The 12,643-nt window shown below is 75.8% G+C and carries 12 protein-coding genes; 5 read left to right on the forward strand and 7 right to left on the reverse strand.

The genetic code is table 11. The annotated features are described in order from the left end of the window. Nucleotides 1-9 precede the first annotated feature (9 nt). On the reverse strand, nucleotides 10-1,215 hold the full coding sequence (locus tag ADL34_RS31485; protein ID WP_062664880.1) for an aromatic ring-hydroxylating oxygenase subunit alpha: 1,206 nt from the start codon (nucleotides 1,213-1,215) through the stop codon (nucleotides 10-12). Between the two features lie 249 nt (nucleotides 1,216-1,464). Here ADL34_RS31485 and ADL34_RS31490 point away from each other — a divergent pair, with 249 nt between their 5' ends. Beyond that, nucleotides 1,465-1,671, forward strand: coding sequence for a DUF2180 family protein (locus ADL34_RS31490; protein WP_062664879.1), 207 nt, complete (start codon nucleotides 1,465-1,467; stop codon nucleotides 1,669-1,671). A gap of 22 nt (nucleotides 1,672-1,693) precedes the next feature. On the opposite strand, the gene ADL34_RS31495 is transcribed toward ADL34_RS31490, so the two are convergent. Continuing rightward, the gene (locus ADL34_RS31495) at nucleotides 1,694-1,969 is read right to left on the reverse strand and encodes a hypothetical protein (RefSeq protein WP_062664877.1); all 276 of its coding nucleotides are present in this window, start codon (nucleotides 1,967-1,969) and stop codon (nucleotides 1,694-1,696) included. Between the two features lie 213 nt (nucleotides 1,970-2,182). Beyond that, nucleotides 2,183-2,806, reverse strand: coding sequence for an RNA polymerase sigma factor (locus tag ADL34_RS31500; RefSeq protein ID WP_062739844.1), 624 nt, complete (start codon nucleotides 2,804-2,806; stop codon nucleotides 2,183-2,185). A 147-nt stretch (nucleotides 2,807-2,953) separates the two neighbouring features. On the opposite strand from ADL34_RS31500, the gene ADL34_RS31505 reads away from it, so the two are divergent. The 4 genes from ADL34_RS31505 (at nucleotide 2,954) to ADL34_RS31520 (ending at nucleotide 7,781) form a co-directional block, all read left to right on the forward strand. Next, complete coding sequence (locus ADL34_RS31505; RefSeq protein ID WP_062664875.1) at nucleotides 2,954-3,946, forward strand: MerR family transcriptional regulator; 993 nt, start codon at nucleotides 2,954-2,956, stop codon at nucleotides 3,944-3,946. A 345-nt stretch (nucleotides 3,947-4,291) separates the two neighbouring features. Beyond that, nucleotides 4,292-5,506: a lycopene cyclase family protein gene (locus tag ADL34_RS31510; RefSeq protein ID WP_062664873.1), complete on the forward strand. Its 1,215-nt coding sequence runs from the start codon at nucleotides 4,292-4,294 to the stop codon at nucleotides 5,504-5,506. Further along, on the forward strand, nucleotides 5,503-6,237 hold the full coding sequence (locus tag ADL34_RS31515; protein ID WP_062664871.1) for a class I SAM-dependent methyltransferase: 735 nt from the start codon (nucleotides 5,503-5,505) through the stop codon (nucleotides 6,235-6,237). Before ADL34_RS31510 ends, ADL34_RS31515 begins: the two co-directional genes overlap by 4 nt. Then, nucleotides 6,234-7,781 (forward strand): FAD-dependent oxidoreductase, encoded by a 1,548-nt coding sequence (locus ADL34_RS31520; protein ID WP_062664870.1) that lies wholly within the window; start codon nucleotides 6,234-6,236, stop codon nucleotides 7,779-7,781. Before ADL34_RS31515 ends, ADL34_RS31520 begins: the two co-directional genes overlap by 4 nt. 16 nt (nucleotides 7,782-7,797) lie before the next feature. Here the strand turns inward: ADL34_RS31520 and ADL34_RS31525 are convergent, their stop codons facing one another. From ADL34_RS31525 to ADL34_RS31540, 4 genes are read right to left on the reverse strand one after another with little or no spacing between them, the layout of a single operon-like run. Next, nucleotides 7,798-8,802 carry a DUF5914 domain-containing protein gene (locus ADL34_RS31525; protein ID WP_107115562.1) on the reverse strand — a complete coding sequence of 335 codons (1,005 nt, stop codon included), beginning with the start codon at nucleotides 8,800-8,802 and terminating at the stop codon, nucleotides 7,798-7,800. Further along, nucleotides 8,799-9,800, reverse strand: coding sequence for a phytoene/squalene synthase family protein (locus ADL34_RS31530; RefSeq protein ID WP_079034003.1), 1,002 nt, complete (start codon nucleotides 9,798-9,800; stop codon nucleotides 8,799-8,801). Before ADL34_RS31530 ends, ADL34_RS31525 begins: the two co-directional genes overlap by 4 nt. After that, on the reverse strand, nucleotides 9,787-11,361 hold the full coding sequence (crtI, locus tag ADL34_RS31535) for a phytoene desaturase family protein (protein WP_062664868.1): 1,575 nt from the start codon (nucleotides 11,359-11,361) through the stop codon (nucleotides 9,787-9,789). Before crtI ends, ADL34_RS31530 begins: the two co-directional genes overlap by 14 nt. Then, nucleotides 11,358-12,491 (reverse strand): polyprenyl synthetase family protein, encoded by a 1,134-nt coding sequence (locus tag ADL34_RS31540; RefSeq protein ID WP_062664866.1) that lies wholly within the window; start codon nucleotides 12,489-12,491, stop codon nucleotides 11,358-11,360. The genes crtI and ADL34_RS31540 overlap by 4 nt, the downstream gene beginning before the upstream one ends. Nucleotides 12,492-12,643 lie beyond the last annotated feature (152 nt).

Consider the following 12,643-nt stretch of genomic DNA (forward strand, 5'->3'; position numbering starts at 1 on the left):
GCCGCACGGTCAGCTTCCGTCGGCCGCCGGGAACTCGACGCCCGTCCCGCCGTACGCCGGCGGCAGGCCCGCTGCCACCGGCGCACAGCCGCCGGACGCGCCCGGCCCGCACGCCGGGGTGCCGGCGCCCAGCGGGACGCCGTTGCCGCGCAGCACCGAGCGCACGTCCAGGATCAGCGGGAACACCTCGTGGTTGCGGTCCTCGCCCTGTTCGTCCCAGGCCCGCTGCTCGGCCTCCACGGCCGTGCGGTCCTCGGCGAACACCCGCTCGGTGAACCGCCGGATGAGCGGCCACGCCAGGTGCAGCGCGGCGGCGACCTTCGGCTTCTCGATCATGAGCAGTCCGTAGGCGTGGCAGGTGCGCTGTTCGGCGTCCTCGGGCACGTACGCGGCCCACAGCCGGAAGGCCGGGTGGTCGGCGCCCTCCGGCACCAGGTCGAGCGTCTGGTACGGGTACTCGGTGCGGATGGTCATGACGTCCGCCGAGTCCTTGCCGCCCAGTCCCTCGGCGGCGAGCAGGCCCGCGCCCCGGTTGCGCTTGCCCCCGGCGTGCGTGAACAGGTAGCGCGCCTCGACCGAGCGCGGCGTGGTCGTGTAGCCGAGCAGTTCGGGGTGCAGGGTGCCGACGACGCCCCGGTGCAGGAACTGGTGGTTCATGTCGAGGAGGTTCTCGTGCATGAACGAGTAGTGGCAGCGCACGGTCCGGGAGAACGTCATGGTCCGGTAGTGCGGTGACCCGTACGCCAGCAGGTCGGGCAGCTCGGTGACGGCGGCCTTCTCCGGGTCGCCGGGGAAGACGAACACCAGTCCGTACGCCTCGCGCACGGGATAGCCGCGCACTCCGCGCGGCGGTCTGCGGTCGCCCTTGGAGAGGTAGGGGATCTGCGAGATGCGGCCGTCGCCGCGGTAGGCCCACGCGTGGTAGCAGCAGCGCAGTGTCTCGCCCTCCACGACGCCCATGCTGAGCGGCACCTGCCGGTGGGCGCACCGGTCCTCCAGCGCGTGCACGATGCCGCCGCGGGTGCGGAAGAGGGCGATGCGTTCCCCGGCGAAGACGGCGGCGACGGCACGGCCCCGGCGCACCTTGCGGGACAGCGCGACCGGGTACCAGAAGTCGGGGTGCGCCCCGACACGCCGGAGGTCCGGGCCGTCCTCGGGGGCCGGGCGCCCCTGGTTCCGGCTCAGCCCGCTCCCGGCGGGATCCGTCTGATTCATGCTTCTCCCTCGCGTCGGGGCGTCCGGCGGGGGCCGCGGGGGCCCGGCACCCGCTCATCCTCACGGCCGGAGGGGGCCGTGTCCCGCTCAGTACGTCCACCGGGGTGAGCGCCCATCCCCGGCGTCTGAGTTGCGGTGGGGCCCCGCCGGGCATTCCATAGCCATGCGGAGCAGTCGCCGGGGACCTGCCGCCCTCGGCGAGCGTGGCGGGCCGACGCTGTCGAGCGCGCCGGCGGAGAGGTCCGGAATATGAACTGTTACGAGTGCAACCAGTTGGACCGCATGACCGAGGCGGTCGCGGTGTGCAACGTGTGCGGGGCGGCGGTCTGCCCCGAGCACGTGCACACGGAGCCGGTGCAGATGCGGGGTTCCGCGCAGCCCGGCAAGGTCATCCACAGCCGGCCCGCGCGCCGGCTGACCTGCCCGGTGTGCCGTTCCGCCGAGGAGTCGCCCTGACGGCGTCCTGCGTCGCGCCGGCTCAGTCGTCGGGCAGACGGCCGTCCGGCTCGCCTGAGGCGCGCAGTTCCTCCTCGATGCGTTCCCAGACGTGCCGGGACGGGACCGCGGGGAGGTCCCGCGCCTCGACCTCGCGGGCGAGGGTCACGACCCGGCGCAGCCGGGACAGTTGCTCCCGGCATGCCGCGCAGGACGTGAGGTGGCGTGTGGCTTCTCCGTCGTCGCCGGGTAGGTCGCCGCGCAGCGCCCACTCCACCAGGGTGGCGGGCGCCAGGTGCCCGGGCGCGGCCTCAGACACGGCGGCCGGCGGGCGGCGGGGCGGTGCGGGCCTTCATGGATCGTCCTCTCGCGCGTGAACTCGTCCTCCATGAGGACTCGTCGCTGTTTCGGGCGCGGGGCGGGCGGCGGATGCGGCCTGGGGCGTGTCTCGAAGGTGGAGCCGAACGGGACGCTCGTGATCAATGCGCCCAGGGTCTTTCGTTGGGATCCGGCCTGATCCCGACGAAAGACCCTAGATGCTCCGCGCGTCGGTGCGGCTCTGCTCGAGGACGCCGCGGAGCCGGTACAGGCCGCGACGGGTGTGGCTCTTGACGGTGCCCAGGGGGAGGCCCGTGCGCTCGGCGATCTGGGCGTGCGTCAGGTCGTGGAAGAAGGCCAGGCAGAGGACCTGTCGCTGCCGGGCGGGCAGCCGGGACAGTTCGTCCACCAGCAGGACCCGGTCCAGTACGTCGTCGGGCCCGACGCCCCCGGCCACGTCCGGCGTGGAGGCGTGGCCCGCGACCTCGGCCAGCGTCAGGCGCCTCGTGCGCGCCGCGAGCGCGTCGACGATCTTGCGGCGGGTGATGCCGACGAGCCAGGCGCCGAGCGGGCCGCGCTCGGGACGGAAGCCGTGCCGTCCCCGCCAGGCGCCTATGAACACCTGCTGGGTGACGTCCTCGGCCTCGTGGGTGTCGCCGAGGGACCGGGTGGCCATGGTGTGGACGAGAGAGCCCCAGCGCCGGTAGATCGCCGCGAAGGCCTGCTCGTCGGCGGCGAGCAGACCGCGGGCCAGCTCCTCCTCGTACAGGGTCTCCTCGGCCGGCGCGGCGCCGGCGGACGGGGGCGCGGACGTGACGGTTCGCAGTTGCGTGCTCATGGCCCGGTTCCTCCTGCCGCTCGCCGTCTGCCGGGGAAGGCCGCCGTACGAGCTGTGACTTTCGCCGCTGACCGGCGCGGCCCTCAGTGTCGGAACCACGAAACGACGCAGGCAACACGCGTCGTTTGTGCGTCGTACACTGCCGGTATGGACACAGGCACGCACGACGACGGGGACGCCGGGGCCGGCGGCGGGCTGACGACGGGCGAGGTCGCCCGGCGGCTCGGCGTGGCCCCCACCACCGTCCGCACCTGGGACCGGCGTTACGGCCTGGGCCCGGACGCGCACACGGGCGGCAGGCACCGCCGCTGGACACCGGCCGACGTCGCCCGGCTGGAGCGCATGTGCGCGCTGACCGCCAACGGGCTCGCCCCGGCCGAGGCGGCGCGCCTGGCCCGCGAGGAGGCACCCGAGGACATCGGCGACATCCGGACTCGCGTCGATTCCCCGGCCCCGCGGGGCAAGCCCGGGCGCAGCCGGGCCGGCAGCGGGCTGCGTCTCGGGGACGTGCGCCAGGAGTGCAAGGGGATCGCCCGCGCGGCGCTGCGGCTGGACGCGCCCGCCCTGGACACCCTGCTCGCGGAAGCGATCGAGGAGCACGGAATGGTCACCGCCTGGACCGAGGTGATCATGCCGACGCTGCAGGCGGTCGGCAGGAAGTGGGAGAGCTCGGGCGACCGCTACGTCGAGGTGGAGCACTTCCTGTCCTGGCACGTCTCCGGCGCGCTGCGGCGCGGCGCGCGGCCCGTGGCCGCGAACCGTCCGGGCGCCGTCGCCGTGCTCGCGTGCGTCCCCGGGGAGACCCACACGCTGCCGCTGGAGGTGCTGGCCGCCGCCCTGACCGAACGCGGCGTCCCCGTGCGGATGTTCGGCGGGGCGCTGCCGGCCGGGTCGCTGGTGGCGGCCGTACGGCGGACCGGGCCCGCGGTGGTGGGGCTGTGGGCCCAGGGCCGGTCGACGGCGAGCCGGCCGCTGGCCCAGCACGTGGCCGCGATGGAGTGGGGTGTGCGGGGGGCACGCCGGAGGCCGGTGGTGCTGCCCCTGGGACCGGGCTGGGCGGGGGCCCCGATGCCCGGGATGCCCCGCCCGACGAGCCTGGAGGAGGCGGTCGCCGCCGTGGAGCAGCGCATGCCGGGGTGACCGGGGCCGTCTCGACCGCCGCGCGGCGGGTACGCGCATCGCGCAGGGCGATTCGGGTGGGCCGTGCCGGGGCCACGGGCGGGCCGTCCGCCGGCGACCCGTCCGGCGCGGTAGCTGTGGTCGCGACGAGGCGAGGAGGACCATGACGGCCTGTCCGGACGGGAGCCGCGGTGACCGGGTGCCGGGGCGCGTGCGCGGTGTCCCCCGGTGCGGCCCGGGTGCATCCGGCGGCGGGCGGCGGCCGGAAGAGGGGGCGTACCGAGACGGCGACCGGCCCCCGGATCCGGAGCGAGGCGTGACCAGCGACGGCCCCCTTGTGCGCACCGCCCCCCTCCGGGGGGCCGTATGAACGCGACTCCAGTCCGGGAGACCGATGTGCTGGTCCTGGGCGGCGGTGCGGCCGGGCTCTCCCTCGCGCACCGGCTGGCCGGGACCGGCCGCGCGGGCGTGCTCGTCGTGGAGCCGCCCGACGGCCCGTCCCGTCCTCCGGTCCGCACCTGGTGCTTCTGGGACGACGGCACGTGCGGCCTCGACGGCGTCGTCAGCGCGTCCTGGCCGCGGCTGCGGGTGCACGGCGGCGACGGCGCCGCACACACCGTCGACCCGTCCCCGCTGCGCTACCGGATGCTGCGTTCGACGCGGTTCGAGGAGTACGTGCACGCCCGGCTGGCGGAGCGGCCCGGCTGCGGCGTCCTGCGCGCCACGGCCGGTGCCGTACGTGACACGCCCGGCGGGGCGGAGGCCGACTGCACGGCGCCGGACGGGAGTCCGCTGACCGTGCGGGCCCGCCTCGTCTTCGACTCACGGCCCCTGACCGCCCTGCCTCCGGCCCGTACGCGGCTGCTCCAGCACTTCCGCGGCTGGTTCGTTCGGACGGCACGGCCCCGGTTCGACCCCGCCGTCGCCGACCTGATGGACTTCCGGGTGCCGCAGCCCGTGCACGGGCTCGCCTTCGGGTACGTCCTGCCGCTCACGCCCGACCACGCCCTCGTCGAGTACACGGAGTTCTCCCGGACGCCCCTGACGACCCCGGCCTACGAGAAGGCCCTCGACCGGTACTGCCACGACGTCCTCGGGCTGGGCGCGTTCGCCGTGGAGACGGCCGAGCAGGGCGTCGTGCCGATGACCGACGCGCGTTTCCCGGTGCGGGTCGGGCCGTCGGTGTACCGGATCGGCACGGCGGGCGGGGCGACCCGCCCCTCGACCGGGTACACCTTCGCCGCCGCCCAGCGCCAGAGCCTGGCGGTCGCCGCCTCCCTGGCCGCGGGCCGCCCGCGCGTGCCGGCGCCGCACGGGCGGCGGGCCCTGGCCATGGACGCGGTGATGCTGCGCGCCCTGGACACCGGCCGGATCGACGGACCCGCCTTCTTCACCGGCCTGTTCGCCCACACCCCGGCCGAGCGGCTGCTGCGGTTCCTCGACGGCGGCACGACGCTCCGCGAGGAGTGGTCCATCGGACTGCGCGGTCCCGTGGGCCCGATGCTGCGCACCGCCCTCGAACTGCCCTTCCTGCCCCGCCGATCCCACCCAGCACCACGATCCGGAGACCGCCTCCCATGACACTGCTGCGCGACCACGACCTGGCCCGCGCCTTCGACCACGCGTCGGGCACCTACGACCGCCTCACCGCGCTCAACCCCGGCTACCGCGCCGAACTCCTGCGCTCGGCACGGCGGCTGCGGCTTCCCCGGGGCGGCGAGGGGCTGCACGTCCTCGACCTCGGCTGCGGCACCGGCGCCTCCACCCGCGCCCTGCTGCGGGCCGCGCCCCGCGCCCGTATCACCGCGGTCGACGCGTCGTCCGGCATGCTGCGCCGGGCGCTCGCCAAGCCCTGGCCGGAGCGGGTGCGGTTCCTGCACCGCACGGCCGAGGAGACCGTGACGGCCGACGAGGGCCCGTACGACGCGGTGTTCGCCGCCTATCTGTTCCGCAACGTCACCGACCCCGACCAGGTGCTCGGCACCGTCCGGTCCTCCCTGCTGCGGCCGGGCGGGCGGCTGGCCGTCCACGAGTACAGCCTCAGCGGTTCGGCGGTTCACCGGGCGCTGTGGCGGGCGGTGTGCGACGGGGTTATCGTCCCGATGGGCAGCCTCACGGGCGACCGCGTCCTGTACCGGCACCTGGGGCACAGCGTCCTCGGCTTCGACACCGTCCCGCAGTTCACGGACCGGCTGGCCCGGGCCGGCTTCACGGACGTACGGGCACTGCCCGTCGCCGGGTGGCAGACCGGCATCGTGCACACCTTCCTCGCCCGTAACGGCTCCTCCGCACGGCCGGAGGAGGCCCGATGAGCGCCCGGACCCGCCCCGCCGCGGCCCGGCGCGGCCGCGACCGCAAGGCCGAGGTACTGATGCCCGCGCCCGGACGGGAGCGGTTCGCGGCCGGGGACGCGCCGTCCGTCGCCGTGATCGGCGGCGGGATCGCGGGACTCGCCGCGGCCACCCTGCTGGCCGAGCGGGGCGCGCGGGTCACCCTGTACGAGCGGGAGCAGTCCCTGGGCGGCCGGCTCGCCGGTACGCGCACCCGGCTGGCGGACGGCTCCGACGTCACGATGAGCCGCGGGTTCCACGCGTTCTTCCGCCAGTACTACAACCTGCGCGGCCTGCTGCGGCGCACCGATCCCGGGCTGGACCGGCTCACCCCGCTGCCGGACTACCCGCTGCGGCACAGCGGCGGCCTGACCGACAGCTTCGCGAAGGTGCCGCGCACCCCGCCGTTCAGCGCGCTCGGCTTCGTCGTCCTCAGCCCCACCTTCGGCTGGCGCGACCTGGCCGCGATGAACGCGCGTGCCGCCCTGCCGCTGCTCGACGTGCGCGTGCCGGAGGTGTACGAGCGCTTCGACGGCATCAGCGCGACGCGCTTCCTCGACGGGGTGCGCTTCCCGGAGACCGCGCACCATCTGGCGTTCGAGGTGTTCTCCCGGAGTTTCTTCGCCGACCCCGCGGAGCTGTCGGCGGCCGAGCTGCTGCTGATGTTCCACATCTACTTCCTCGGCTCGTCGGAGGGGCTGCTCTTCGACGTGCCCGACGAGCCGTTCCCGCAGGCCCTGTGGGAGCCGCTGGGCGACTACCTCGAGCGGCTGGGCGCGGTCGTGCGCACCGGCACGCCCGTGCACACCGTGGAGCCGCGCGCTGGCGGCGGCGCCGAGGTGGAGACCGGCTCCGGGGCCACGGCGCACGACGCGGTGGTGCTCGCCCTCGATCCCGGCGCGCTTCGGCGGTTGGTCGCCGCGTCGCCCTCACTGGGGACGGAGGACTGGCGGGAGGACGTCGACGCGCTGCGGACGGCCCCGCCGTTCCTCGTGTCCCGGCTCTGGCTGGACCGGCCCGTCCGCCCGGAACGGCCCGGCTTCCTCGGCACCAGCGGCTACGACGGCCTCGACAACATCAGCGTCCTCGACCGCTACGAGGGCGAGGCCCGGCGCTGGGCCCGGCGGACGGGCGGCTCGGTGGTGGAACTGCACGCCTACGCGGTCACCGGCGGCCGGCACGAGAAGGTGGAGCGCGGTCTCCTCGAACGGCTGCACGAGGTGTATCCGGAGACCCGGGAGGCTCGGGTGGTGGACGCCCGGCACGAGTGGCGTGCCGACTGCCCCCTGTTCCCGGTGGGTTCGTACGACCGCCGGCCCCGGGTCCGCACCCCGCACCCCTGGCTGACGCTGGCCGGGGACGCCGTCCGCTGCGACCTTCCCGTGGCCCTGATGGAACGGGCCGCCACGACGGGCTTCCTCGCGGCCAACGCGTTGCTGGCCGCGCGGGGGGTGCGCGGCCAGGTGCTGTGGACGGTGCCCCGCGCGGGGCGGTCACCGGTGCTGCGGGCGCTGGCGGCCCGCTGAGGCGCCCGCCCTGCGCTCAGCCGGGGAAGCGCCCCGTGCTGCGCAGGGTCCAGCGCCGTTCCGCGTAGGCCAGGTCGTCGCGCCACAGGCGTCCGGCCGTGCGGCGCATGAGGGGGCGCAGTGCCGGGGCGGCGGCCCTGGCCAGGGCGAAGCCGCGGCGGTCGGAGGCGGCGACGATCGCCTCGACCACGGCCGTGCGCGGCCTGCTCGCGCCCTCGGCGGTCAGCGGCGTGGCGTGGGTCTCCACCACGGACGTCGCCCCCTCGCCCTCGGTGATGCGCATGAGGACGGTGCGCGGGTCGGGTGCCGTGAACTCGGCGCGCACCGGCACCACCCAGGAGCCCAGCGCCCGGAAGGAGACGTCGACCACGAACGCGTCGTCACCGTCGCCGTCCGGTGAGCCGACCACCTTGAGGTCGACGAACGAGTACGGGTGGAACCACGAGCCGTGCCAGGGGTCGAGCCGGTTGGCGACCACGTCCTGCGGTTCGCACTCCCCCACGGCCGTGAACACGGCGTCCAGCGCGCCCCCGGCCGGGCGCCGCGGCACCACCGGCCGCTCCAGCGGCTCCTCGCCGCCGACCTGGTCGAGCCGTACCCAGACGAGGACGCCGTCGTCGTGCACGGGGTAGGGCTCCCAGCCGGCGAACGGCGCCCCGTCCAGGGCGAGTCCGTGCCAGTGGCACACCAGCGTGCCGCACACCACGCGGCTGTCGCGCAGCGGCGCCCCCAGGTGCGGGCAGATCCCGGACCCGGCGTGCGGGGTCCCGTCCTCCCCGCGCCACAGCACGACCTCGACGCCGCCGACCGTTCGGCCGTACGGGCGTTCACCGGTCCGGATGTCCCGGGAGGCGCCGACGACGAACCAGTTGCCGGAGGGGCGGGCCGAGGCGCGTTTGAGGGCGTCGGCGATGAGCGCGGGGCGGGCCTGCCGCCAGGAGGGCTGCTGCCGCGCCCAGTCCGGCGGGCGCCGGAAGCGCAGCGGTGAGGTCCAGCGGGCGTCGTCCGGTCGTCGGGTCACCGTGCCTGCCCCTTCGTATGCGGCGCCGGCTGCCCGGCCCGGGGGGCCGGGTGCGCGGCGCGGGTGGTGGTGTGGCGGCGGGCCGCGAGGATGCGGACGGCGCCGGCCGCGGCGGTGGCCGCGCGGCGGCCGGGGGAGACGACCGCGCGGCGGTGCAGGACGTCGTAACCCTGCTCGGCGATGGCGTCGAGGATGCCGCCGTACAGGGTGAACGCGGTGCGGATGCAGGGCCGGACGCGGGGTTCCAGCATCTCGATGCCGGGTTCCGCGGCCCGGTAGACCTCGCGGGTCAGGGCCTCGGCGGCGACGAACGCGGCGCGGATGCGGGGGTCGCGCCGGCCGGTGCGGCGGCTCCACTCCAGCAGGGGCCGGTCCACCCCGTGCGCGGCGAGCAGGTCGGCCGGCAGGTAGACGCGGCCCCGGTCCAGGTCCTCGCCCACGTCCCGCAGGAAGTTGGTGAGCTGGAAGGCGACGCCGAGGTCCGCGGCGTGCGGGGCCGCCTCCTCGCGGGGTACGACGGTGCCGAGCACCGGCAGCATCTGCAGGCCGATGACCGCGGCCGAGCCGTGCATGTAGGCGCGCAGGTCGGCGTAGGCCGGGTAGTCCGTGACCGTCAGGTCGGCCCGCATCGAGGCCATGAAGTCGGCGAACAGCGCGGTGTCGATGCCGTACCGGGCGGCGGTGTCGGCGACGGCGCGGACCACGGGTTCGTCGCCGCCGCCGGCGCGCAGTCCGTGGGCGAGGTCGCTCTCCAGGCGGCGCAGCAGCACGTCCCGTTCGGCCGGGGTGCCGCCGCGGTCGAGGTCGTCGACGATGTCGTCCGCCCAGCGCGCGAAGCCGTACAGGGCGTGCACGGCGCAGCGGCGTTCCACCGGCAGCAGCCGGGTGGCGAGGAAGTAGGTGCGCCCGTGGCGGGCGTTGAGGGTCCGGCAGCGCAGGTAGGCGTCGCGCAGCGCGGGGTCGGTGATCCGGGCGGCGTCGAGTTCACGACGGGACATCGGTACCTCGTACGGTCGGGGCGGACGCGAGGCGCCCGGTCGGCGGGAGGGCACGGGCGCGGGGCGGGCGGCGGCGCGCGGTGACGCCGGTGATGCGGGCGGCGGCGAGCTTGCCGCTGACGAGCACCGTGGGCACGCCCACCCCGGGGGTGGTTCCGCAGCCGGCCAGGACGGCGTTGTCGAGGCCGCGCAGGAGGTTGCGGGGCCGGAAGGGGCCGGTCTGCGCGAAGGTGTGGGAGACCGAGAAGGGGCTGCCCGCCGCGTGGCCCTGGGCGGCCCAGTCCAGCGGGGTCACCAGCATCTCCTCCTGGACGCTCGCGCCGAAGCCCGTCAGGCCGCGCCGTTCGAGCTCGGCGACGAGACTGTCCCGGTAGCGGGGGCCGAGGTCGCGCCAGGCGGGGGCGGACGGGCCGACGTCGGTGTTCGGGCAGGGGGCCAGGACGTAGTGCAGATGCCGTCCGGGCGGGGCCAGTTCGGGGTCGTGGGCGGTGGGGCGGGTGATGAGCAGGGAGGGGTCGCTCATCAGGTCGCCCGTGCGGGTGAGTTCGTCGAAGGTGGACTCCCACGCCGCGCCGAAGGACAGCGTGTGGTGGGCGAGGCCGGGCCAGGTGCGGTCGGTTCCGGCGTGCAGGACCACGGCGGACGGGGAGTGCCGCAGCGGGACCGGGCGGCGCGGGGTGCGGCCCAGGAGCCGGTAGGCGGCCGGCAGTTCGCAGGTCAGCACCACCGCGTCGCAGGCAATGCGCTCGCCGGACGCGAGGCGTACCGCGCGGACCCGGCCGGCGGACTGCTCCAGCGCGTCCACCTCGGCCGACCAGCGCAGGTCGGCGCCGGCTTCGGCGGCCGCGTCGGCCATTCCGCGGGGCAGGGCGTGCATGCCGCCGCGCGGGAACCAGACGCCGGCGACGGTGTCCATGTAGGCGATCACGGCGTAGGCGGCGAGAGCGCGGGCGGGCGCGACCCCGGCGTACAGGGCCTGGAAGGAGAAGACGCGCCGCAGCCGCTCGTCTCCGAGGAAGCGGCCGATCCGCCGGTCGAGGCGGCCGAAGCCGCCGAGGGCGGCGAGCCTGGCCAGGTCGGGGCCGAGGAGTTGCAGCGGTGAGTCGAAGTTGGCGTCGATGAAGCGGCCCATCTGCGCCCGGTAGAGGCGTTCGAGCCAGCCGCGCAGGTCGCGGTAGCCCGCCGCCTCGGCCGGCCCGGCGAACCGCCGCACCTCCTCCTCCATGGCCGCGCCGTCGGTGTGCACGTCCAGTGCACTGCCGTCGGCGAACAGCGCCCGGTAGGCGGGGTGCAGCGGGATCAGCTCGACGTGCCGGGCGAGGCTGTCGCCGACCGCCGCGAACGCCTCGTCGGCCAGGTCGGGCATGGTCAGGACGGTGGGTCCGGTGTCGACGGCGTACGGGCCGAGCTGGACGCGTCCGGCCCGGCCGCCGGGGCCGGTGTCGCGTTCGACGACGGTGACCCGGCGTCCGGCGCCCAGCAGGTGGAGGGCGCAGGCGAGGCCGGACAGCCCGGCGCCCACGACGACGACGTGTTCCGTCGGTCCCGGTACGGTCCTCACGCGATGTCCTCCGTCCGCTCGGGGACGCCGCCCGAGACCCGCGCGACCAGCGCGGCGAACTCCTCGCGCACGGCGGTGTCCGCGCCGGTCTCCTCGAAGTGCCGCAGGCTCGCCGCGGCCAGTTCGGCGATCTTCGTCTCGGTCAGTGCGCGGGCGCCGGTCCACTCCAGCGCCTTGCGCATCCGTTCGACGGCGTCGTCCGGCCGCGTGGCGGGGCCGGGCGCGAGCGCCGCCATGGCCTCCTCGTCGCCGGAGGCGTCGGCGAGCCGGACGGCGACGGCGAGGAGATAGGTCAGCTTGCGGGTGCGCAGGTCGTCGTCGGCCGGCTTCCCGGTGAGCGCGGGGTCGCCGAACGCGCCGAGCAGGTCGTCGCGCAGCTGGAAGGCGAGCCCGGCGTCCCGTCCGGCGCGGCGCAGCGCGTCCACCGTCCCGGCGTCGGCCCCGGCGAGCGCGGCGCCCAGGGCGAGCGGCCGTTCGACCGTGTACAGGGCGCTCTTCAGGGTGGCGACGGTGAGCGCCTCCTCGACGCCGGACGTGCCGGTGGCCTGGGCGTGCAGGTCGCGGTACTGCCCGGCGACCATCTCGCCGCGCATGGCCCGCCACTCCTCGTACAGCCGCGGGCCGTGCGGGAGGCGCATGGCCGTCTCGGTGAGCAGGTCGTCGGCCCAGGCGAGGGCCAGGTCGCCGGCGAGGACGGTGGCGGAGGCGCCGAAGGACTCCCCCGAGCCGGTCATCCGGGCGGCGGTGTGCAGGCGGGCCAGCTCCACGTGCATCGCGGGTCCGCCCCGGCGCAGCGGTGAGCCGTCCATCAGGTCGTCGTGGATGAGCGCGCACGTCTGGAGGAGTTCGAGGGCGGCGCCGGTGCGCAGGACGGCGGTGGCGTCGCCCGTGCCGCCGGCCGCCCGCCATCCGCACCAGACGAACGCGGTGCGCAGCCGTTTGCCGCCTCTGCGGATCAGGGCCGCGACCCGGCCGGCGACGTCCTCGGCGTGGACCGGGTCCACCTGGTGGGCCTGCCGCAGTCGCGTGTCCAGGACGTCGTCCAGCACGGCGTCGACACCGCGGGCGGCGTCGAGGGCCGTCCCGGGCTCGTGGGCCGCGTCGGCTGCCGTCGGCCTCAGTTCCAGCATGCACGACCCCTTCTCACTCTCCGTCACCTGCACACCTGCACTTCTGCCGACGCCTCGGGTGTGGATGCGCCCATGTGTTCCCCGCCTGCTCGGTCTGCCGGCCGAATGCACTCCATGGGCCGAACGCGGCCGTGAAGGTGAGGCCCGCGTAC

The organism is Streptomyces sp. NRRL WC-3605 (assembly GCF_001509795.1).
Classification (GTDB): domain Bacteria; phylum Actinomycetota; class Actinomycetes; order Streptomycetales; family Streptomycetaceae; genus Streptomyces; species Streptomyces viridochromogenes.

Bases quoted from the DNA above. Each gene is read 5' to 3' on its own strand.
- ADL34_RS31485 (WP_062664880.1), bottom strand. From the start codon at position 1,215: ATGAATCAGACGGATCCCGCCGGGAGCGGGCTGAGCCGGAACCAGGGG.
- ADL34_RS31490 (WP_062664879.1), top strand. From the start codon at position 1,465: ATGAACTGTTACGAGTGCAACCAGTTGGACCGCATGACCGAGGCGGTC.
- ADL34_RS31500 (WP_062739844.1), bottom strand. From the start codon at position 2,806: ATGAGCACGCAACTGCGAACCGTCACGTCCGCGCCCCCGTCCGCCGGC.
- ADL34_RS31505 (WP_062664875.1), top strand. From the start codon at position 2,954: ATGGACACAGGCACGCACGACGACGGGGACGCCGGGGCCGGCGGCGGG.
- ADL34_RS31510 (WP_062664873.1), top strand. From the start codon at position 4,292: ATGAACGCGACTCCAGTCCGGGAGACCGATGTGCTGGTCCTGGGCGGC.
- ADL34_RS31515 (WP_062664871.1), top strand. From the start codon at position 5,503: ATGACACTGCTGCGCGACCACGACCTGGCCCGCGCCTTCGACCACGCG.
- ADL34_RS31520 (WP_062664870.1), top strand. From the start codon at position 6,234: ATGAGCGCCCGGACCCGCCCCGCCGCGGCCCGGCGCGGCCGCGACCGC.
- ADL34_RS31530 (WP_079034003.1), bottom strand. From the start codon at position 9,800: ATGTCCCGTCGTGAACTCGACGCCGCCCGGATCACCGACCCCGCGCTG.
- ADL34_RS31540 (WP_062664866.1), bottom strand. From the start codon at position 12,491: ATGCTGGAACTGAGGCCGACGGCAGCCGACGCGGCCCACGAGCCCGGG.